21 protein-coding genes are annotated in these 20,423 nt (G+C 69.6%); 12 read left to right on the top strand and 9 right to left on the bottom strand.

Annotated elements, in window-relative coordinates; translation table 11 throughout:
• Positions 1–469: 469 nt before the first annotated feature.
• Both IEY70_RS17930 and IEY70_RS17925 read right to left on the bottom strand, forming a co-directional pair.
• Complete coding sequence (locus tag IEY70_RS17930; protein ID WP_189066402.1) at positions 470–898, bottom strand: DUF3592 domain-containing protein; 429 nt, start codon at positions 896–898, stop codon at positions 470–472.
• A gap of 48 nt (positions 899–946) precedes the next feature.
• Positions 947–2,788: a menaquinone biosynthesis decarboxylase gene (locus IEY70_RS17925; RefSeq protein WP_189066401.1), complete on the bottom strand. Its 1,842-nt coding sequence runs from the start codon at positions 2,786–2,788 to the stop codon at positions 947–949.
• Positions 2,789–3,005: 217 nt separating this feature from the next.
• Here IEY70_RS17925 and IEY70_RS17920 point away from each other — a divergent pair, with 217 nt between their 5' ends.
• The 5 genes from IEY70_RS17920 to IEY70_RS17900 all read left to right on the top strand — a co-directional run bounded on the left by IEY70_RS17920 (position 3,006) and on the right by IEY70_RS17900 (position 7,508).
• A complete protein-coding gene (locus IEY70_RS17920) occupies positions 3,006–3,770 on the top strand; it encodes a transporter substrate-binding domain-containing protein (protein WP_189066400.1) in 765 nt (254 codons plus the stop codon).
• Positions 3,771–3,855: 85 nt separating this feature from the next.
• Positions 3,856–4,527, top strand: coding sequence for an amino acid ABC transporter permease (locus IEY70_RS17915; RefSeq protein WP_189066399.1), 672 nt, complete (start codon positions 3,856–3,858; stop codon positions 4,525–4,527).
• Positions 4,528–4,768: 241 nt separating this feature from the next.
• Positions 4,769–5,239 carry a hypothetical protein gene (locus IEY70_RS17910; protein WP_229778047.1) on the top strand — a complete coding sequence of 157 codons (471 nt, stop codon included), beginning with the start codon at positions 4,769–4,771 and terminating at the stop codon, positions 5,237–5,239.
• 245 nt (positions 5,240–5,484) lie between these two features.
• Positions 5,485–6,726: a M24 family metallopeptidase gene (locus IEY70_RS17905; protein ID WP_189066398.1), complete on the top strand. Its 1,242-nt coding sequence runs from the start codon at positions 5,485–5,487 to the stop codon at positions 6,724–6,726.
• Positions 6,727–6,830: 104 nt separating this feature from the next.
• Positions 6,831–7,508, top strand: coding sequence for an SDR family oxidoreductase (locus tag IEY70_RS17900; protein ID WP_189066397.1), 678 nt, complete (start codon positions 6,831–6,833; stop codon positions 7,506–7,508).
• 112 nt (positions 7,509–7,620) lie between these two features.
• On the opposite strand, the gene IEY70_RS17895 is transcribed toward IEY70_RS17900, so the two are convergent.
• Entirely contained in the window at positions 7,621–8,289 is a 669-nt protein-coding gene (locus IEY70_RS17895) for an HAD family hydrolase (RefSeq protein WP_189066396.1), read from the bottom strand.
• 101 nt (positions 8,290–8,390) lie between these two features.
• On the opposite strand from IEY70_RS17895, the gene IEY70_RS17890 reads away from it, so the two are divergent.
• Entirely contained in the window at positions 8,391–9,005 is a 615-nt protein-coding gene (locus IEY70_RS17890; RefSeq protein WP_189066395.1) for a DedA family protein, read from the top strand.
• Between the two features lie 113 nt (positions 9,006–9,118).
• On the opposite strand, the gene IEY70_RS17885 is transcribed toward IEY70_RS17890, so the two are convergent.
• Complete coding sequence (locus IEY70_RS17885; RefSeq protein WP_189066394.1) at positions 9,119–11,341, bottom strand: MMPL family transporter; 2,223 nt, start codon at positions 11,339–11,341, stop codon at positions 9,119–9,121.
• Positions 11,342–11,487: 146 nt separating this feature from the next.
• On the opposite strand from IEY70_RS17885, the gene IEY70_RS17880 reads away from it, so the two are divergent.
• Entirely contained in the window at positions 11,488–11,877 is a 390-nt protein-coding gene (locus IEY70_RS17880; protein WP_189066393.1) for a helix-turn-helix domain-containing protein, read from the top strand.
• A gap of 77 nt (positions 11,878–11,954) precedes the next feature.
• On the opposite strand, the gene IEY70_RS17875 is transcribed toward IEY70_RS17880, so the two are convergent.
• Positions 11,955–12,740, bottom strand: coding sequence for an APH(3') family aminoglycoside O-phosphotransferase (locus tag IEY70_RS17875; RefSeq protein WP_189066392.1), 786 nt, complete (start codon positions 12,738–12,740; stop codon positions 11,955–11,957).
• An 89-nt stretch (positions 12,741–12,829) separates the two neighbouring features.
• Between IEY70_RS17875 and IEY70_RS17870 the strand changes: the two genes are divergently transcribed.
• The 4 genes from IEY70_RS17870 to IEY70_RS17855 all read left to right on the top strand — a co-directional run bounded on the left by IEY70_RS17870 (position 12,830) and on the right by IEY70_RS17855 (position 15,688).
• On the top strand, positions 12,830–13,522 hold the full coding sequence (locus tag IEY70_RS17870) for a YqhA family protein (RefSeq protein ID WP_189066391.1): 693 nt from the start codon (positions 12,830–12,832) through the stop codon (positions 13,520–13,522).
• A gap of 83 nt (positions 13,523–13,605) precedes the next feature.
• Positions 13,606–14,517: a hypothetical protein gene (locus tag IEY70_RS17865; protein ID WP_189066390.1), complete on the top strand. Its 912-nt coding sequence runs from the start codon at positions 13,606–13,608 to the stop codon at positions 14,515–14,517.
• Positions 14,514–14,888, top strand: a complete 375-nt coding sequence (locus tag IEY70_RS17860) for a hypothetical protein (RefSeq protein WP_189066389.1) — start codon at positions 14,514–14,516, stop codon at positions 14,886–14,888. The genes IEY70_RS17865 and IEY70_RS17860 overlap by 4 nt, the downstream gene beginning before the upstream one ends.
• 110 nt (positions 14,889–14,998) lie before the next feature.
• A complete protein-coding gene (locus IEY70_RS17855; protein WP_229778046.1) occupies positions 14,999–15,688 on the top strand; it encodes a CDP-alcohol phosphatidyltransferase family protein in 690 nt (229 codons plus the stop codon).
• On the opposite strand, the gene IEY70_RS17850 is transcribed toward IEY70_RS17855, so the two are convergent.
• The 4 genes from IEY70_RS17850 to IEY70_RS17835 all read right to left on the bottom strand — a co-directional run bounded on the left by IEY70_RS17850 (position 15,667) and on the right by IEY70_RS17835 (position 18,823).
• The gene (locus tag IEY70_RS17850) at positions 15,667–16,332 is read right to left on the bottom strand and encodes a DUF2270 domain-containing protein (RefSeq protein ID WP_189066388.1); all 666 of its coding nucleotides are present in this window, start codon (positions 16,330–16,332) and stop codon (positions 15,667–15,669) included. The genes IEY70_RS17855 and IEY70_RS17850 overlap by 22 nt on opposite strands.
• Positions 16,333–16,381: 49 nt before the next feature.
• Positions 16,382–17,026 (bottom strand): MBL fold metallo-hydrolase, encoded by a 645-nt coding sequence (locus tag IEY70_RS17845; protein ID WP_189066387.1) that lies wholly within the window; start codon positions 17,024–17,026, stop codon positions 16,382–16,384.
• Positions 17,027–17,078: 52 nt separating this feature from the next.
• Positions 17,079–17,996 (bottom strand): DNA polymerase III subunit delta', encoded by a 918-nt coding sequence (locus IEY70_RS17840; RefSeq protein ID WP_229778048.1) that lies wholly within the window; start codon positions 17,994–17,996, stop codon positions 17,079–17,081.
• A 65-nt stretch (positions 17,997–18,061) separates the two neighbouring features.
• Positions 18,062–18,823: a metallophosphoesterase family protein gene (locus IEY70_RS17835; protein WP_189066405.1), complete on the bottom strand. Its 762-nt coding sequence runs from the start codon at positions 18,821–18,823 to the stop codon at positions 18,062–18,064.
• A gap of 166 nt (positions 18,824–18,989) precedes the next feature.
• Here IEY70_RS17835 and lpdA point away from each other — a divergent pair, with 166 nt between their 5' ends.
• Complete coding sequence (gene lpdA, locus IEY70_RS17830) at positions 18,990–20,393, top strand: dihydrolipoyl dehydrogenase (protein ID WP_189066385.1); 1,404 nt, start codon at positions 18,990–18,992, stop codon at positions 20,391–20,393.
• The last annotated feature ends 30 nt before the right edge of the window (positions 20,394–20,423 follow it).

Here is a 20,423-nt window from a genome sequence, read left to right as displayed (position 1 = left end):
CCGCAAGCGGAGCGGGATTGATGTGTTTGATGCCTTGCTTGCGCATGGCTGTACTCATTGAGTATCGTTTTGACTTCATCCCCGAAAGGACTTCGGTCGGTTTTTGCGATTCTGGAGAACACCGGGGTGGTGTTCCGTTCGCACAGTCCTGTCGGACTGTCCTGTCATCGTCATTCAACACCAGATTTTCATGCGTCCCAGCGGCGCCTTGGGGGCTTTCCGCTTCCGCCCTTCTTCTCGGGCGAAGAGAACTATATGTCGGGGCTGCCCATCTGTCAACACCCACTGCCACCCGATCCGCCGACCGACCAGGCCACCCCTCTTCAGGAAGGCAACGGAAATCCAAAAATCCCCTCAGAGACAATGCCGATAACTGTCCGCCACCGATCTGTACACCGCCCGGTGTGCTGCCGTATGCCCCTCCCAGGATCGGACCCACGCCCGCCGGCACCGCTCTGCGTAGCCAGTTCTACGGCCGCCACACCTGAACGAGCATGAACACCAGCATGACGGTGAAGCCCAGGCCCCATGCCATGCCGAACAGTGAAGAGCCGGGGAGTTCCGGCCGGTGTACAGCCTGTCCTGGGTTCAGAGGATCGTAGAACACCCGAATGGTGTCGCCCACTGCGGGCTGAGAGTCGTCTCCGAGAGAGGCGCAGTCAGGTCCCTCGTCACGGTTCCTGTCGAACACGTCCCACCCGATACGGTCGCTCTGGTAGGTGCGGCCTTTCACGGTGTACGCGTATGTCACGGCGCAGCTGCGGGACAGGGAAGAGACGGCGGCGACGCGCGCCTCTACCGGCGTCCAGTCCCGGGAGCGGATCGCGTTCAGGATGGAACTCCCCGGAAGGACAAGACCGAAGGGGACGGAACGCCGGACAGCAGTGGCGCGGGGCATGCCCGGAAATTACCAGACGATTTGCCCCGGCCTCTGCTCTCTCCTCCTTCAGCGCAGGGTTTCCGGCAGGCCGTACACGTTCCACAGGCGGTCCACGCGGTCCACGACCCCTTGGTCCATGACGATCTTGGGCGGCCACTCGCGCACGAAGCCTTCCTCGGGGAGTTTCTGCGCGCCGTCCCAGGCGAGCAGGTGGCCGTGCAGGGTCACGTCGCGTTCGGCGTCGATGTTGTTCAGGATGGTCCACCAGACGTCCTGGATGTCGTTCACGTCGGTCTGGTCGTCGCAGATCAGCAGGTGGCGGATGCCTGCGGCGGCCGGGTGCGCGGCGAACGCGGCGGCGAGGTCGCGGGCCTGTCCGCCGCGGGTCTTGCGCAGCGCGACCAGCCAGTACCCGTCCGGGGTCTGCCGCTGGGCGAGAACGCCTTCGAAGGTGGGCAGGTCGTGCGCGGCGCGGGGCGTGAAGCCCTCAGGAGACAGGACGTCCCCGGCCTGGTCGGGTCGGCTGCTGGCGGCGCTGCCGACCTCCTCGGGGCGTTTGGTGGTCGCGTCGATGATGAGTTTCCCGCCGTAGCCCCAGCCCCGGCTGGAGTGGTCGAGCACGTCGATGGGGCCGCGCGTGGTGAGCGTGTCGCGGCCCGGCACGGCCTTCTGCGTCACCTCACGCCACACGGCCTCGAAATCGGTGACGGTCACGTCCTCGTCGAGGACGACGATGACCTTGGCGAACATCATCTGGCCCAGGCCGAACAGGCCGTTGGCGACCTTGTACGCCTGCCCCGGATACGACTTCTTGATGCTGACGAACACGAGGTTGTGCGCGACCCCGGCGGGCGGCATGTGGTAATCGACGATCTCCGGGATGATGAGTTGCGCGGCGGGCAGGAACAGCCGTTCGGACGCCTCGATCAGGTACGCGTCCTCCATGGGGGGGCGGCCCACGATGGTCGCCGGGTACACGGGATTGCGGCGCATGGTGACGGCCGTGACGTGGAAGTGCGGGTACAGGTCCGGCAGGGTGTAGAAGCCGGTGTGATCCCCGAACGGTCCCTCCATCACCCAGTCCTCGCTGGGGTCCACGTAGCCTTCCAGCACGAACTCGGCGTTGGCGGGCACGTCCAGATCCACCGTGACGCCCTTTGCCACGGGGTACCGCTGGCCGCGCAGATACCCGGCCAGGACGAACTCGTCCAGGCCCGGTACCGGCGGCAGGGGCGCGGTGGCGGCGTAGATCAGGGCCGGGTCGCCGCCGATGGCGACCGCGACCTCCAGCCGCTGCCCCAGTTTCCTGGCCTTCTCCAGGTGTCTGGTGCCGGTCTTGTGCCGCTGCCAGTGCATGCCGGTGCTGTTCTTGCTCATGACCTGCACGCGGTACATGCCCATGTTGCGCTCGCCAGTTTCCGGGTCCTTCGTGATGACCAGGGGCAGCGTGACGAACGGCCCACCGTCGAGCGGCCAGCACTTGAGCACCGGGATCTTGGCGAGGTCCACCTCGTCGCCGCGCCACACGACCTCCTGCGCGGGGGCGTTGCGGACGCGGCGCGGCGGGAGGTTCATGGCGTCGCGGAGTTTCGTGACGTTGCTCAGCAGGCCCAGTTTGCTGCCGCCGCCGGACAGGTCGATGAGGTTCCGGACCTTTTCGGCCAGTCCGTCGAGGTCGTCCACGCCGAGGGCCAGCGCCACGCGTTCCTTGGTGCCCAGCAGGCCGATGGCGACCGGGTAGTCGCTGCCCAGCACGTTCTCGAACAGCAGGGCCGGGCCGCCCTGTTTGACCATGCGGTCGGCGATCTCGGTGATTTCCAGCTCGCGGCTGACCGGGGTCGTGACGCGGATCAGTTCGCCGCGCTGTTCGAGGAGGCGCATGAAGCTCTGAATGTCCGGGAAGGCCATGCGCCGAGTGTAGTGGGAGGGGGCCGGGGCAACCGTACCCGTGCTTGCGGGCCTGACGGGTGCGTGAGGGAACGCTCAGGGCCTGCGGGGCGGACTGTGCAAGCCGGATCGCAATCAAAGTTGATGTACTTTGTACACTATTGCGTTCCGGGAAGAAGCCCCTCTTCCCACCCAACCTGTCCCAGCCACCCTCCACACCCTTCCAAGGAGTCTCACCATGAACACCCTGACCCGCACCACCCTGGCGCTCGCCGCCGCACTGACCGTCACCGCCCAGGCCGCCCCCACCACCCTGCAAAAAGGCGTGCTGAAAATCGGCATGGAAGGCACCTACGCGCCCTTCACCTACCGCGACGCAAAAGGCAACCTGACCGGCTTCGACGTGGACATCGCCAGGGCCGTCGCCGCGAAGATGGGCCTGAAAGCCGAGTTCGTCCTGACCGAATGGAGCGGCATCCTCGCCGGCCTCCAGGCGAACAAGTACGACGTGATCGTCAATCAGGTCGGCATCAACCCCGAACGCGAGAAGACCATCGGCTTCAGCCGACCCTACGCTTACTCCAGCCCGCAGATCATCGTGAAGAAGACCGGAAGCTTCAACCCGAAGACCCTGGCCGACCTGAAAGGCAAACGCGTGGGCGTGGGCCTGGGCAGCAACTACGAGAAGGGCCTGCGCGACGCCGGCGGCATCAACGTCGTCACGTACCCCGGCGCGCCCGAGTACCTCGCGGACCTCGCCACCGGCCGCCTGGACGCCGCGTACAACGACCGCCTGCTCGTCGGGTACCTGATCAAATCCCAGAACCTGCCCGTGCGCGGCGCGGGCGTCATCGGCGACGCGCAGCCCGTCGGGATCGCCATGAAGAAAAGCAACACCAGCCTCAAGGCCGCCGTGGACCGGGCGCTGCTACAGATCAAGGCCGACGGCACCTACGCCAAGATCAGCCGCCAGTGGTTCGGGCAGGACGTCAGCAAACCCTGAGGCGTGAGCTATGGGCTGTAAGGACATAGGCTGATTCAGAGCCCAGAGCGCATAGCCTATACCCCAGAGCCAGCCCGGAGGGCGAATGAACACCGAACAGTTGCAACTCGTCCTTCAGAGCGCCTGGACGTCCCTGCCGACCCTGCTGGGCGCGCTGCCCGTCACGCTGGGCTTCGCGCTGGGCGCGATGGTGCTGGGCCTGCCGCTGGGATTCCTGGTCGCGCTGGCCCGGCTGTCCCGGCTGGGCTGGGTGCGGGGCCTGAGCGGCCTGTACGTGTCGTTCATCCGGGGCACGCCGCTGCTGGTGCAGATTTTCGTCATCTACTACGGGCTGCCCAGCCTGGGCATCACCCTGAATCCCGTCGCGGGCGGCGTGATCGCCCTGACCCTGAACGCCGCCGCGTACCTGTCAGAGACGATGCGCGCCGCGATCCTGAGCATCCCGAAGGGCCAGCGGGAAGCCGCGACCAGCCTGGGCCTGAGTGGGGCGCAGACCATGCGGCTGATCGTGCTGCCGCAGGCGGCGCGGGTGGCGCTGCCCAGCATGAGCAACACCCTGATCGGACTGGTGAAGGACACGTCGCTGGTCAGCGTGATCACGGTCGTGGAACTGCTGCGCAGCGCGCAACTGGTGATTGCCCGGACCTTCGAGCCGTTCGGGCCGTACCTCGCGGCGGCGCTGATCTACTGGGCAGTCAGCAGCCTGCTGGAAGTCGTGCAGCGCACCCTGGAACGCCGCTTCTCGCGCGGCAGCTGAACGCCGCCCGCTACGCGCAGAACTCCCGCCCGGACCTCACGCCGGGCGGGAGCGTTCATTGCCGGGTGGGCCGCCGATCATGCCTGACCCTTTCCTGACGGTCCGCGATCATGGGCCGCTCACGGGGGGCCGCGTACCCTGAGTTCACCAGCAGGAACAGCGTCCCAGACGGGATTCCAGCCCGGTGAATCCTTGACCGCCCCGTTCCCCCGCCCCCGCGCACCCACCCAGGAGACCCGCCATGACCGCACGCACCCAGCCCACCTGCACTCTGGCCGCCCACGCCCCCCGCTCTTCCCGTCCCGCCGCGCTGCTGGCCGCGCTGAGCCTGTGCGGCCTGTTCCCGCAGCACGCGCAGGCGGCGCCCGCCGACTTCGTGGGCACCTGGGTGAACAGCAACGTCGCCACGAGCGGCATCACCCGCATCAACGTGACCCGCAGCGGCGGCGGCCCGCTGACCGTGCAGGTGTTCGGCCGCTGCCACCCCAACGACTGCGACTGGGGCAGCGCGCCGGTCCTCACGTACGGCGCCAGCGTCAGCGACACCAACCACCTGACCGCCACCGCCGTGTACGCCAAGGGCTTCTCGAACACCACGCTGGTCATGACCTTCACGCGCGGCCGCCTGGACGTGCAGGCCCTGACGCAGTTCACGGACGGCAGCGGCCGCCAGAACTACGCCTCGCGCGACGCGTTCACCCGCTACCGCTGACGCGGCAACCTTCCCGCCCGACAGCGCGTACTGGAAGGCAGGCAGGTCAAGCGTGGCCGGTGGATGACGCCCCCACCGCGCCTCTCCCCTCCTGGTCCAGCTTCCTCCGCTCTCCTGAACTGACGCTCCAGTCTGCGCGCCGCCCCTCCTGTTCCCGGAAGGGCGGCGTGTTCCTGCGCGGCGGGTGCGTGGGCTGTCCGTCCTGGCCGACAGGCCCGCGCGGCGCCCGCGTTAGGCTGGGCGGCATGACCTCACCGATCACGCGCATGCAGCAGGCCCTCGCCGCGACCAGCCTGGACGGCTGGCTGGTGTACGACTTCCAGGGCCTGAACCCGCACGCCCGCACCGTCCTGAACCTGCCCGGTGGGGCGTTCCTGACCCGGCGGTTCTTCGTGTGGGTGCCGCGCAGCGGGCAGGCCGTGGTGCTGCACAACCACATCGAGGGCGGCACCTGGGGTGAGATCACCCGCCACTGGAACGCCGAGCGCCGCGCCTTCGGGTCGCACGGGCAGCTGGACGCCGCGTTGCGCGAGGTCGTGCAGGGCCGCACCCTGGCGATGGAGTACAGCGCGGGCGGCGCGGTCCCGTACGTGAGCCGCGTGGACGCCGGGACCATCGAGCGCGTGCGGGCCGCCGGGGCCGCCGGGATTCACAGCAGCGCGGACCTGCTGCAGTCGTTCCTGGCCTGGAGTGCCGACGATCTGGCCGCGCACGAGCGGGCCGTGAGCGTGCTGATGCAGGCCAAGGATGACGCCTTCCGCCTGATTCACGAGCGCCTGCGGGCCGGGCAGCCGGTCACGGAACTGGACGCGCAGGCCGTGATCATGCGGCAGATCGAGGCGGCAGGCATGAGCGCCGGGCACCCCGTGAACGTGAGCTTCGGCGCGAACGCCGCCGACAGCCACTACGAACCCAGCCCGGAACGCCACGCCACCCTGAAAGAAGGCGAGTGCGTCCTGATCGACCTGTGGGCGCAGGAACCGGGCCGCCCGTTCGCGGACGTCACCTGGGTCGGGTTCGCCGGGACGCCCACGCCCGAGTACCTGGGTGCCTGGGACGCCGTGGCGGCCGCCCGTGACGCCGCGCTGCGCACCCTTCAGGACGGGTACGCCGCGAGCGGCTGGGGTCAGTTGCAGGGTTACATGGCCGACCGCGCCGCCCGCGACGCCATGGGCGCCGAGTGGGAGGCGTTCTTCCTGCACCGCACCGGGCACGACCTGGGCGTCAGTATTCACGGAGCGGGCGCGAACCTCGACGATTACGAGACCCGCGACACCCGCACCCTGACACCCGGACTGGCCGTGACCATCGAACCCGGCACGTACCCGGCCGCGCGGGGCTTCGGGATTCGCAGCGAGATCGACGTGTACCTGGACCCGCAGGCCGGGCCGCGCGTGACCACCCACACGCAACGCGCCCCGTTCATCCTGGGGCAGGGCGACTGGGCGCAGGTGCGGGCGGACGGGTACGGCGAACCCCGCCTCTGAAGCGCCGCGTGAGGAGTGAGAGGCCCTTGACCTTCCGCTAAGCAACGCGGCGGACGGCGAGGCAGCCTGACCCCGGACGCGCCGTCACCCGTTACCCTGGGGGCATGGCGAACCTCAGCTCCTCCACCATCATGCTTACAGGAGCGGGCGGCGCACTGGCCACCGCCATTGCTCAGGAACTCGACGATGCCGGCGCGCAGATCGTGCTGGTCGGGCGCGGCGAGAGCCTGGAACGCGCCGCCGACCGCTTCCCCGCCACCGAGGTCCTCGACCTGGACCTGACCGACCCGGCCAGCATCGACCGCCTGCGCAAGGTGAAGGTCGACACGCTGATCCACACGGTCGGGGCGTTCAGCACCCAGGACGCGCAGAAGGCCACCCCCGACGACCTGCGCCACCTGTTCGACACGAACATGACCAGCCTGTTCAACGCGGTGCAGGGCGTGCTGCCGCACATGATCCGGCAGAAGGACGGCATCGTGATGGGCGTCAGCGCCGGGCAGGCCGCGCGCCTCAGCGGCCCGAAGGCAGCGCTGTACACGGCCAGCAAGGCGGCCGTCGCAGCGTACATCCTGAGCCTGCACGACGAACTGAAAGGCAAGGGCGTGCGCGGCTGCGTGCTGTACCCGATGGGCGCCATCGACACGCCCAGCAACCGCGACGCGGGCCTCGCATGGGAATCCATGATCGACCCGCGCGGTCTCGCCAAGAGCGTCGCGCACACCCTCAGCCGCCCCGACCGGGCGCACATCACCGAACTGAAAGTCTACCCGGACGCATAACCAGGGCCGAGCCCACAGGGCTGCGTCCTCATGGACGCCTGAACCGGGCGGCAGGTGGGGGCGCGCAGAGCAGACGCTCTCCCCTGCCGCCTGTGCGGTATGGGGCTGTGCGTTACTGCGCCGTGGTCTGCGCGGCGGCCAGCAGGGCGTCCAGTCCGCCGGTAAAGCCGTCCAGTCTGGCCCAGGTGGGCGGGAAGGGCTGCGTGGCGGTGACCTCGTTCGGGACGACCACCACGCGCATCCCGGCGGCCACGGCGGCGGTCGCGCCGTTCAGGCTGTCCTCGACGGCCACGCACGCCGACGGGTGCAGGCCCAGTTGCCGGGCGGCCAGCAGGTACAGTTCCGGGTCGGGTTTCACGCGGGCCACGTCGTCGCGGGTGGCGAGCGTCTCGAAGGCGTCCAGCAGGGCGTGTTCGCCCAGCCAGCGGGTCACCCAGGCGCGGTCGCTGCTGGTCGCCAGGGCGAGGCGCAGTCCGGCGGGCCGCACGGCGTTCAGGACGTCGCGCACGCCGGGGCGCAGGTCGGCGGCCTGAATGTCGGCGTGAATGGCGTCCCGCAGGATCGCCTGCGTGGCCTCGCGGTCGCGCTGCACCGTTTCGGGGAGCCCGGCCCAGGGGTCGAAGGCGTCCCAGGTGCCGATGCCGCGCTGCCATTCGGAGAGCGGCAGTTCCCGGTCGTGCTGGCGGTACAGTGCCTGCCAGCGGCGGAACTCGTGCGTTTCGGTGTCCAGGATGGTGCCGTCGAAATCGAAGATCACAGCCTGAATCGGGGGGAAAGACATGCGCCCAGTCTAGAGCTGCCCGCGCCGCCGCCCGCGCCTCTGCGGGTTATGACGAACTTTAGGTGGAGGCGCGGCCCGCTCCGGCCCGGTAGGCTGGGAGCATGGCCGAGTGGGTACAGGGACTGATGGACAGCATGGGGTACGTGGGGATTCTGCTGCTGATGGTGCTGGAGAACGTGTTCCCACCGATTCCCAGCGAGCTGATCATGCCGTCGGCGGGGTTCGCGGCGTCACGCGGCGATATGAACCTGATCATGGTGATCCTGATGGGGACGCTGGGCAGCGTGATCGGCACCCTGCCGCTGTACTACATCGGGCGGGCGTTCGGTGAGGACCGCCTGATCGAGTGGGCGGACAGGCACGGCAGGTGGCTGACCCTGAGCGGCAGGGACATCAAGAAGGCCGACGACTGGTTCGACCGGCACGGGTCGAAGGCGGTGCTGTTCGGGCGGATGGTGCCGGGCATTCGCAGCCTGCTGAGCCTCCCGGCGGGCATGAGTGAGATGCCGATGCCGAAGTTCCTGCTGTTCAGCGCGATCGGGTCGGCGCTGTGGGCGACCCTGCTGGCCGGGGCGGGGTTCATGCTGGGCGAACACTACGACCGGGTCGAGGCGTACGTGGGTCCGGCCAGCCGGATCATCCTGGGTCTGCTGGCCGTGGCGGCCGTCGCGTGGTTCATCCGCCGCAAGCGCGAGCAGGAGCACGCGCGGACGTAAGCGGCGAGCGATGAGACGGGGGGCGACCGCGCATGTGCAGGTCGCCCCTCCTTTCTGCTGTCTGTCGCGTCTGCCGTCTGTCGCGGTTCCCACCACGTCCTCCTGCCCCCGGTTCAGTGTTCGAGGCGGATGTGCGGCAGGCGCCGGTCGAGCCACGCGGGCAGCCACCAGTTCCACTTTCCGGCGAGTTTCAGGAAGGCGGGCACCAGGATCAGGCGCACCAGCGTGGCGTCCAGGGCGACGGCGACGGCCAGACCCAGGCCGATGCTCTTGCTGGCGACGACCCGGCCGAAGATGAACGCGGAAAAGACGATGAACATGATGATCGCCGCCGACGTGATGATGCGCGCAGTGTGCCCGACGGCCTGCACGATGGCCTCGTCGTTGTCGCCGCTGCGCAGGTATTCCTCCTGCACGCGGGAGAGCAGGAAGATCTCGTAGTCCATGCTCAGGCCGAACATCACGGCGAACAGCAGGACCGGCAGGCTGGCGTCCAGCACGCCCACGTCGGCGGGAATGCCGAGCGGCGCGGCCAGCACGCCGTGCTGCACGATCAGCGTGACGATGCCGGTGGCGGCCCCGACGGTCAGGGCGTTCATGAGGATGCTTTTCAGGGGGATCAGCAGGCTGCGGAACGCGACCATCAGCAGCAGGAACGTCCCGGCGAACACGGACAGCACGACCGTGGGCAGCGAGCCCGTGATGGCGCGGCTGAATTCCTCGCCGCCGATGGGCGCGCCGCCCAGCAGGTACGCGTAGCCGCTGGCCTGGACGGTGTCCCGGATCTGCCGCTCGAAGGCGGGGATGTCGCGGGCGGGCAGGTTGCGTTCCGGGATGACCGTGACGCGCAGCAGGGTGCGGTCGGCGCTGAACGAGCGGGTGGTCAGGGCGCTCAGGGCGGCGAGCTGCCCGGCGCTGCCGGCACCCGTGCCCGCCAGGTCACTGGGAGTCAGGAAGGGACTGAGGACGCCCTTCACGCCGGGCAGGGCGCGCAGGTCCGTCACGAGCGCCTGGAAGTCCGCGCGGTCGCCGGGGCCGTACCGCTGGCCCCTGAGGTCCAGGATCACCTCGAACTGGCTGAGCAGACCGCCGGCGCCGAGCGCCTCGACGTCTTTCAGGGTGTCGCGGCTTTCCACGCCGGGCGTCAGGCCCCACGCGCCGGCGTACCCGGTGCGCAGCGTCAGGACCGGGGAGGCCAGCAGCAGCAGCAGGGCGGCGCTGGCGGTCACGGCCAGCCAGGGGCGTGCGGTGACGCGCCGCGCGAACGCCGTCCAGCCGGCCGAGGCGGCGCCGCTCTGCGCCCACGTGAAGCGCAGGATGCGGGGGCTGTTCACGCGGTCGCCCAGCAGCGCCAGCAGGGCCGGGAGTGCGGTCAGGCTGGCCAGGACGGTCAGCAGGACGGCCAGCACCCCGCCGATCCCGATGGAGCGCACGAACGCGATGGGCGGCAGGATCAGGCCCGCCATGGCGATGGCGACGGTCAGGCCGCTGAAGGCGACGCTGCGCCCGGCGGTCTGCACGGTGCGTTCGGCGGCGAGGCGCGCGTCGGGCGTGCGGGTCAGCTCTTCCCGGAAGCGGTTGACGGTCAGCAGGGCGTAGTCGATCCCGGCGCCCAGGCCGAGCATGGTGATCACGCTCTGCGCGAAGGTGCTGACGGGCATCAGGTACGTCAGGCCGTACAGGGCGGCCATGGCGACGCTGATACTCAGCATGCCCACGACCAGCGGCAGGCCGGTCGCGACGAGCGCGCCGAACACGACCAGCAGCAGCAGCGCGATCAGGGGCAGCGCGGTGAATTCGCTGCGTTTGGTGTCGCTCTCGGCGAAGTGCGTGAAGTCGTCCGCGATGGCCTGCCCGCCGGTCACGCGGATGTTCAGGGCGGGCGTCTGGGCGCGGGCGGTGTAGGCGCGCACCAGCCTCAGGGTGTCGCTGGCGCCGTCGAGCAGCGGAATCTGCGCGAGGGTCAGGGCCAGGGTGCCGTCCTCGGCGCGGGTGCGGTACGGGCCGCTGTCCTGCGGGGGCGTGACGCGCGTGACGCCCGGCACGTTCTTCAGGCCGTCCACGAACGCCTGGTAGGTGGCGTCGCCCTGCGGGGTGCCCAGTGGGGGGCTGCTGCGGGTGACGATGACGACGGTGTTCGTGTCGCGTTCCCCGAAGCGGTCGCGCAGCAGCTCGGTCACGCGGGTCGCTTCGGACCCCGTGAGGCCGGACGCGGGGTCGGCGTTCAGCGCGGCGGGTGCGCGGGCGGCGAAGGGAATGCTGAGTGCGGCGGCCAGCAGCCACACGATCAGCACGGCCCAGGGGTGGCGGGAGACGAGTCGGCCGAGGGTCCGCATGGGTCCGAGTAGACCACGCTCGGGCCGGGCAGACCGGAGGCATGGCGACCAAGTGGAATGGGCATCAAATAACAGCATCTTACGGTATCCATTGACATTAGGTATCAGATGCCGCAAGATGGCATCACCTGAGAGGAGGTGCCGGTATGGACGAAGCGAAGCCCCCCACGGACGAGGTCCTGACCCTGGAGGAACTGGCCGCCTACCTGAAGGTCAGCGAGACCACCGCCTACACCCTGGTGCGGGGCGGTGAGATCCCGGGACGCAAGGTCGGCCGGGAGTGGCGTTTCCTGAAAGCCCGCGTGACCCACTGGCTGATGCAGGCCGGGACGGAGGAAGACATGAACAAGACCGGATTCGTGCAGCGCGATGAACTGGGCGGGGAATTCAAGCAGGAAGGCGGCCAGGAGTACGTGGCCCTGTGGCTGCCCATCACCCGCGAGGAGAAGGCCGCCCAGATCGAGAAGGCCGCCCGCGACGGCGTGAACGTCAGCGAACTGGTCGCCGACTACCTGCGCGACTGGGTCAGGGCGTAAGGGCAGGCAGTGGAAAGTGGTGAGTGGACGGTGGAACCCCCACCCCGCTCACCACTTTCCGCTTCCTACGGTCCGTTTCAGAACAGTTCGTCGTGCAGGCGGTAGTACGCGAGTTTCGTGTCGTCCACCAGGGCGCGGCCGTACAGGTCAAGGAACTGGGCGGCGTAGCGTTCGCCCAGTTCGCTGCGGACACTGCGCGCGGCGAGGGCGAGGTCGGCGTGCCGGTCCGCAATGCCGAGGCGGCCCACGTCGATCAGACCCTCCAGCAGCTCGCCGTTCAGGATCAGGTTGTCCAGGGTGGCGTCCCCGTGCGTGACCACCAGGTCCTCGTGGGCGGGGCGGGTGCGGGCCAGTTCGTTGAAGACGCTCACGGCGCTGCGTCCGGCCTGGTCCTCGTCGAAGTCATGGGCGTCGATCAATCCGGCCTGCACGCGTTCGCGGGCCAGGGGCAGGGTCACGTCCAGCGTCTGCCGGAACGGGCAGTCCCGGATGGGCAGGGCGTGCAGTTCGCGCAGCGCGCGCGCCAGCAGGGTCACGACCCGTTCCGGGTGCAGCAGCGCGTCCGGGTGGCTCATGGGAATGCCGCGCAGGCGGGTCATGGCCAGGAATTCCTGCCCGTCCTCGACCTCGAACGCCGCGACCTGCGGGGCGGGGAGGCGTCCGTGCAGCCAGCGCAGCCGCTCGCGTTCCTGTTGCAGGGTACTCACGGGGTGTGGGGCGCGGGGCTGCACCTTCACCACGAAACGCGTGGATTTCCAGACCTGCGCGCCGCTCTGGCCGCCGCTCACGCGTTCCCAGCGGGCGGCAGGCAGCACGCGTTTCAGGGCGGCCGGGAACTGGGGGCGGTCGGGGGTGTCGGTCACGCCGGGCAGTCTGGCAGCGGCACGGACCTTCAGGCAAGTGTGAAGTTCACCCGCGCCCGCCCCCACCACACCGGAGTGATCATGAACGCGTGACTCCCTCCCCCTCTCCTTCCAGACCCCCAGCCGGGCAGCCGTCCAAGCGCGAGTGGTTCAGCGAGCTGATCGGCCGCACGCGCTTCGTGGTGCTGATCGCGGTGATCGCCGTGCTGCTGGTGTCGTTCAGTCTGTTCCTTCAGGGAACGCTGCTGGCGCTGCACACCATCTACGACTCGTGGCAGGAGACCTTCAGGATGGGGATCGCCAGTCAGCAGGGCAGCATCGCCGTGGAATTCCTGGAGATCGTCAGCACCATGCTCAAGGCGGTGGTGTTCTACCTGATCGGGGTGGGCCTGTACTCGCTGTTCATCACGCCACTGAACCTGACCTCGGCGCTGGGCGTGGAGAGCCTCGCAGACCTGGAGCAGAAGGTCGTGTCGGTGATCATCGTGATTCTGGGCGTCACGTTCCTGGAGCATTTCGTGCGCTGGGAGAAACCGCTCGACACCCTGTACTTCGCGGGGTCGCTGGCCCTGGCGGGCGGGGCGCTGGTGTTCTTCCAGCGTGTCCACCGGGGCAGCGGAGGCGACCTTCAGCAGCCGCAGGCCAAACTGCGCGCCCGCCAGGACCTGTTCGAGCACAACACCGAGCAGCGGCACATCGACGACCACGACGTGGAACTGGCCGAGCAGGCCACCCAGGCCAAGCAGGAAGGCAAGGTGGACGCCGGGGGCGGCAGCGGCTGAGCGCCCCCCGGCCCGCCGCCGGGGGCGGCGGATGGTGACCGACCCGGCCACCCACCCGGCCCGGCGCGCGTACACTGTGCAGAATGAGGGTTGGTCTGCTTGAATCCCGCGCCGCGAGGCTCCCCACGTACTGGTCGGCGTACCTGAAAGAACTGGGCGCCGAGGTCGTCACGCCCACCCTGGATGAAGCCGAGTGCCTGGCGCTGGGGCGTGAGAGCCTGCCGGGCGAACCGGCCCAGGTGCAACTGGTGCTGGGCCGCATCCTGGCACTGGGCCGGGTCGATCTGGTCCTGCTGCCCCAGTGGGCCGCCGTGAGCGGCGACGCCTGGAGTGAGGCGCTGCCCGAGTTGCTCTCGCGCCGCATCAGCGGTCTGCCCACGCTGCTGGGCGTGCCCGACAGCCCCGAACTGATGGAAGGCGCCGCTGCCGAGGTGGGCATGCGCGTCTCGCAGAGTGCCGGGCGGGTGCGGCTGGCGATCGAGAAGGTCCGGCCGCTGGGCAGTTACGCCCGCGCCGAGATGCCGCCCCTGAGCCGCGCGTCACGCGAGACGGTCGCGGTGCTGGGGCCGCGCACCCTGCTGGCCGAGGACGTGCTGGTGGGCGCGCTGCGGCCCGCGCTGGACGACCTGGGCCTGTACCCGGTGTTCAGTCATGAACTGCCGGTCGCGGACGTCCTGAAACGCGCCGAGCGGATCGAGCAGCCGGACCGGGCCGCGCCGGGCGACCTGGAACTGTTCGGGGCGCTGTCCCTGCTGAGCGGCAAGGCCGCCGTACGCGGGTTCGTGTTCGTGGTTCCGGCCCGTGACGGCAGCGCCGCCGCTGCCGCCCGCAAGGTCGCGGCGCGCCTGCACAAGCCGTTCGTGCTGCTGACCGTGGACGCCGGGCAGACCGAATTCCCGGAACTGGACACCCTGCGGGACGCCCTGAACGCCCCGGCCGGCGCGCGGTCCAGGAGTGCCGCGCCCCAGGAATCCGCTGCCGAGGGTGACGCATGAAGCTGTGGCGCTGGCTGACCACCCCGGACCCCAATCCGGGGTTCACGCGGCCCAAACTGCTGAAACTGCTCGTGCGGGTCATGCTGTTCTCGGTGGTGGCGACCCTGCTGAGCAGCCTGCTGCAACTCACGCCGCTGGGGCCGTACCTGAATACATGGTGGGGCAGCCTGCTGTTCGTGCTGGCGCTGTACATCCCGCTGGCGCGCTTCCTGTCGGTGGATACCTTCGTGCCGCGCCGCCTCCAGGCCCGCGCCGACGCCGCCAGGGGCGGGACCGGTCAGCGGTCGGTGAGCAGCGCGCAGCGCCGCAAGGAACGTAACCGCTACGCCGGCGTCCGCAAGGGCGCACCCAAGTACGGGGGCCGCCGGTAGGAACGGACCTCGCCCGGACGAGGAAACAACGCCCGGCGCGGGAGTGGGCTGGTGAAAGCCTGTTCCGCCCCGCCGCGCAACTGCTGGTAGGACCGCTGGCCCGCCTGAACGTGGACCCGGCGCACGTGGTGCTGGTTCACACGGCGCTGGGCCTGTACGCCGCGCTGCTGATCAGCCGGGGCGAGCGGCTGCGTCCCGCGCTGCTGCTTCAGGTGAAGACCGTGCTGGACGGCCTGGACGGGCAGCTGGCCCGCGCGACCGGCCGCACCACCGAGACTGGCCGTTACCTGGATACCGAGATGGACCTGGTGGTGGACTTGGCGCTGAACGTGGCGATCAGCGGCGCGGCGGGTGTCCCGGCCACGCTGCTGCAGAGCCTGATCATGACCGTGGATTACCTGTGGGAACGCGACTTCCGCGAGGCGCGCGGCGAGGTGTTCCGCGACCCGCCCGCACAGGCGGGGGACAACCCGCAGGTTCTTGCGGCCCTGAAGTGGGTGTATGCCGCCTACTTCACGCCGCAGGAACGGGCGTTGCAGACACTGTTCACGCGCCGGTTGGCCCGCCTGACCGGCGGTGCGCCCACCCCGGCCGACCGGGTGGCGTACACGCCGCACGCCAGTACCCTGATCACGGCGAACCTGGGACTCGCCACGCAACTGCTGCTGCTGGGCGCGTGCGTGCTGGCCGGACGGCCGCGCCTGTACACCCGCAGCCTGCCGGTGCAGGCGCTGCTGCTGGCGGGCGTGCAACTGTGGCGTGAGGACCGGGTGCGCCGTCAGCCTTCTTCCAGCGGGTAGGTGCGCGCGGCGCGGGCGGCCAGCCAGATCAGGTACCCGTAGAACACGCCGACCGTCAGGAACACCAGCCAGCCGGGAAAACTGCCGATGTCGGCCAGCGAGAACGCCTCCGGGAATTCCAGGATCCAGCCCTTGGGCTGATCGAGGTCCAGTTTCGCCAGCCACGCCACGAGAACGGCCGTGTAGATCCACAGGTAGTTGCGGTTCAGGCGCCAGCCGAGCGCGTCGGCGCGGGTCATGGGGCTGCGCGGTTTGCTCAGTTCGGCCAGCAGCAGCTGATGCCAGCCGGGGTCCACGCGGTCGCCCAGCATGGCCGGGTAGAAGAAGCGTTCCATGATCCGCACGCGGTGGTGCGCGATCTCGAAGGTCCGGAACCGCCGCGCCTCCAGGCGCAGGAAGAAGTAATTCATGAACATGGCGAACAGGAACGTCGCGTGACTGTTCGTGGCGTCCCCCAGCGCGAAGGACGCCAGACCGGCGGTCGTGACGACCGACCAGTTGGTGGTCATGTCCAGCCGCTGCCGGTACGCGGTCATCTTGCCGACCTCGGCGCGGTACAGGTGAATCAGGGCGTTGGCGGTGTTCGTGCTGTAACTCACGTCGGTCAGGCCCGTACCGGCCACCGCGCCGGGACCGCCTCCCACGCCGGGATTCACGCGCCTCCCCGCGCCGCACACGCCACGGAGGGCCGCCTCACTGGAGGAACGGGTTGCTGCGCCGCTCGTGCCCGACCGTGGTGCGCGGGCCGTGGCCGGGGTACACGGCGGTGTCGTCGGGGAGGGTCAGCAGCTGCCGCTGGATGCCTGCCAGCAGCTGCGGGTGGTTCCCGCCGGGCAGGTCGGTGCGGCCGATGCCGCCCTGGAACAGGGTGTCCCCGGCGATGACCACGCCCGGCGCGCGGAACACCACGTGCCCCGGCGCGTGCCCCGGCAGGTGGTGCGCCGTGAGGGTCAGGTCGCCCGCCGTGAAGGTCTGCCCGTCCGTGATGTCGTGGTCGGGCGGCGCGGGCTGCGTGAACGGCAGGTTCCAGCGGGCGGCACTCTGCGCGCCCAGGGCGTACAGGTCCCGGTCGGCGGGGTGCAGCCACACCGGCACACCCAGCTGCTCGCGCAGCGGCTGCACCGCGCCGATGTGATCGAAGTGCGCGTGCGTCAGCAGGATGCCGGTCACGGTCACGCCACTCCCGGCGATCATGGTGACGATGCGGCCCGCGTCGTCGCCGGGGTCGATCAGGAAACCCTGCCCCTGTTCGCCCGCGATCAGCACGGCGTTCTCCTGAATGGGACCGGTGGGCAGCGACCACACGCGAAGCGGGCCGTGCGTGAAGGGGGCACTCATGCCCTGAAGTCTACCCCCCGCGCCGCCTGCACCTTCAAGTCGGCGTGCCCCTTCAGGCGTGCCCGAGGGCGTCCCGGAGTGCCAGCGCGAACACCTGGAAGCTGAGGCTGGGGCTGGCGTACGCCTCCAGCGCCTCCTGAAGGGCGTTCAGGGCCGTGTCGGCGCGGGCGCGCTGGTGGGGGGGCAGGGTGCGCCACACGAAACGCAGCGCTTCCGGGTGCCAGCCGGGATCGAAGCGTTTCTCCAGGCCCTCGGCGGCCTGCAACGCAGCCAGCAGGCCGTCACCCAGGGCGTCCGTGAGGTCGCGGGCGTCGCTCAGGGCGGCGCTGACCTTCTGCGGGTCGTCCAGCACCCCGGCCCGCCCGGCGGCGAAGGCGATCAGTTCGGGGTCCGGGGTGTGCCCGGCGCGGGTCAGGGCGCTCTCGACGGCGCGGTCCGTGGCGGGCGTGACGCTCAGGCGGGCGCTGCGGCTCACGATGGTCGGCAGGACCGAACGCAGGTCCTCGGCCAGGAACACGAACAGCGCCCGGTGCGGGGGTTCCTCGACCAGTTTCAGCAGGGCGTTCGCGGCTTCCGGTCCCAGGTACTCGGCGCCGCTGACGATCACCACGCGCCGCGCGAAGGTGGGCCGGACCTCCAGGAATTCGAAGACGTGCGTTTCGTACTCGCGGGTCTTGTCGCGCCCCGAGAGGACCGCGCCGATGGGAATCAGTTTGCGCCGGGCGGCCTTTCCGGTCGTGGTGGTGGCGCGCGGCTCGACCAGCAGCACGTCCGGGTGCCCCCCAGCGGCCAGGGCGCGGCACGAGGGGCACGCGCCGCACGCCTCGCCGTACATGCCTTTTACGCCGGTGCAGTTGTGCTGCGCGGCGACTGCCCAGGCGACGGCCAGTTTGCCCACGCGGGCCGGGCCGGTCAGCAGCAGGGCGTTCCCGCCGAACGCGCCGGTCTGTTCCAGCAGCGGGCCGTGCAGGTCGGCGGCGCCCGCTGCCTGAGCACCGGGAGTCGCGGGGAGGGCCGCCTGGGAGGTGGGGGCGTTCACTTGCCGATGGCGAGGCGCGCGGCGAGTACCTGGGGCAGCCCGGCCTCCAGCGCCGCCTCCTGGGCGCGTTCGATGTCGTACGGCACGCGGAAGACCTCGAAGTGCGCGCGGACCGTGTCGAACACCGCGTAACTGGCCTGCGGGTTCCCGTCGCGCGGCTGGCCGACACTGCCGGGGTTCAGGATCACGCGGGTGCTGGGCGGCACCATGTAACTGCCGCCGTCCGTGAAGTGCTGCGCCTTGATCCAGTCCCCGACCGGGGAGTTCAGGGTGGCGTACACGGCCGGGATGTGCGTGTGCCCCACGAAGCCCAGGCGGCCCTGCCAGTGCGCGAAGGCCTCGCGGGCGGCCGGGACGGAATCGGTGTAGTCGTCGAGGCTCACGGGCGTGCCGTGGCGGTAGCGGGCGCCCACATCCGGGTCGTCGATCCCGTCGCGCCACAGGCGCACCCAGGCCACGTCGCGTTCGGACAGGCGTGCCAGTTGCCACATCAGGGCCATGGACACGATCGAGTCCTTCGTCTCGCGGCGGCCGTCGGCGTACTGCAGGAGCATGTCGTCGTGGTTGCCCAGGACGCACACGGCGTCCAGTTCGCGCAGCGCGTCGAGCACCTCGCGCGGGTGCGGGCCGTAGCCGAGCGCGTCGCCAAGGTGAATGACCTGATCGTAGCGGCGTTTGGCGGCGTCGTTCAGGACCGCCTGCAGGGCGGTGTGGTTCGCGTGAATGTCAGACAGCAGCAGGAGCCGCACGCCGCAGATAATACAGCGCCGCGCCGCGCTGGAAGGTGTGACCGGGCTGACCCCCGGCTGACGCCCCCGGCACCCCCCCGCCCGCCGAATTGACCAGCAGGAATTGTGAATGGCCCGCGTCCAGCTATGCGGGCAGGTCAGTGACGGCTCACGGGGGCCGCGTTAGACTGACCGTATGACGAAATCCTATGACTACGACGTGCTCGTGATCGGTGCGGGCCCCGGCGGGTACCACGCCGCCATCCGCGCCGCGCAGCTGGGCCTGAAGGTCGCCTGCGCCGAACGCGACTCGGTGGGCGGCGTGTGCCTGAACGTGGGCTGCATTCCCACCAAGGCGCTGCTGCACGCCGGTGAGCAGATCGCCGCCGCGCGGCACGCCGCCGACTTCGGCCTGACCTTCGGTGAGCAGAAGCTGGACATCGCCAAGCTGAACGGCTGGAAGGACGGCATCGTCAGGAAACTCACGGGCGGTGTGGGCAGCCTGTTCAAGGCGAACAAGGTCACGCACCTGATCGGGCAGGCCAGCTTCATCGACGAGCACACCGTGCAGGTCGGCGATAAGACGTACACGGCCGCGAACTTCATCATCGCGACCGGGTCCGAGCCCGCCAAGTTGCCGGGCCTGGAAGTGGACCAGCAGGGCATCGTGGACTCCACGGGCGCGCTGGTCATGCCGGACCCGGTGCCCGCGCGGATGCTGTGCATCGGCGGCGGCGTGATCGGCTTCGAGTTCGCGCACGTGTACAACAACATGGGCAGCAAAGTGAAGGTCATCGAGTTCATGCCGAACGTGATTCCGGGCGCCGACGCCGACGCCGTCAAGGAATTCACGAAGATCATGAAGAAGCAGGGCATCGAGATCGCCGTGCAGACCAAGGCCAACCGCGCCGAGAAGAAAGCCGACGGCATTCACGTGGAACTGGAAGACGTGAAGACCGGCGAGAAAACCACCGAGGTCTTCGACCGGGTGCTGGTGGCCGTGGGCCGCCGCCCCCGCACGGACGGCCTGAACGCCCAGGCGGCCGGCGTGAACGTCACGGAGCGTGGGTTCATTCCCGCCGACACCCGCCAGCGCAGCAACGTGCCGCACATCTACGTGGTGGGCGACGTGGCCAGCAACCCCATGCTGGCGCACAAGGCCATGAAGGAAGGACTGGTGGCCGCCGAGGTCATCGCCGGGAAGCCCGCCGAGCAGGACGCCGTCGCCATTCCCGGCGTGGTGTACACCAGCCCGGAACTCGCCTGGGTGGGCCTGACCGAGGCCGAGGCGAAAGAGAAGGGGTACGACGTGAAGACCGGCGTGTTCCCCCTCTCGGCCTCGGGCCGCGCCATGACGCTGCAGGCCACGGACGGCTTCGTGAAGATGGTCGTGGAGAAGGACACGGACCTGCTGCTGGGCGTGCACATCGTCGGCCCGCACGCCAGCGACCTGCTCGGAGAGGCCGGACTGGCCCTGGAGATGGCCGCGACCGCCAGCGACATCGCCCTGACCATCCACGCGCACCCCACCCTGGGTGAGAGCGTGCTGGAGGCCGCCGAGGCCGTGCACAAGCAGGCGATTCACATCATGAACCGCTGAGGACAGCGCCTCAGGGCCAGTAGCGACAGA

This window comes from Deinococcus seoulensis, assembly GCF_014648115.1.
In the GTDB taxonomy this organism is placed as follows: Bacteria; Deinococcota; Deinococci; order Deinococcales; family Deinococcaceae; genus Deinococcus; species Deinococcus seoulensis.
This window is presented reverse-complemented; position numbering and strand designations above follow the sequence as displayed.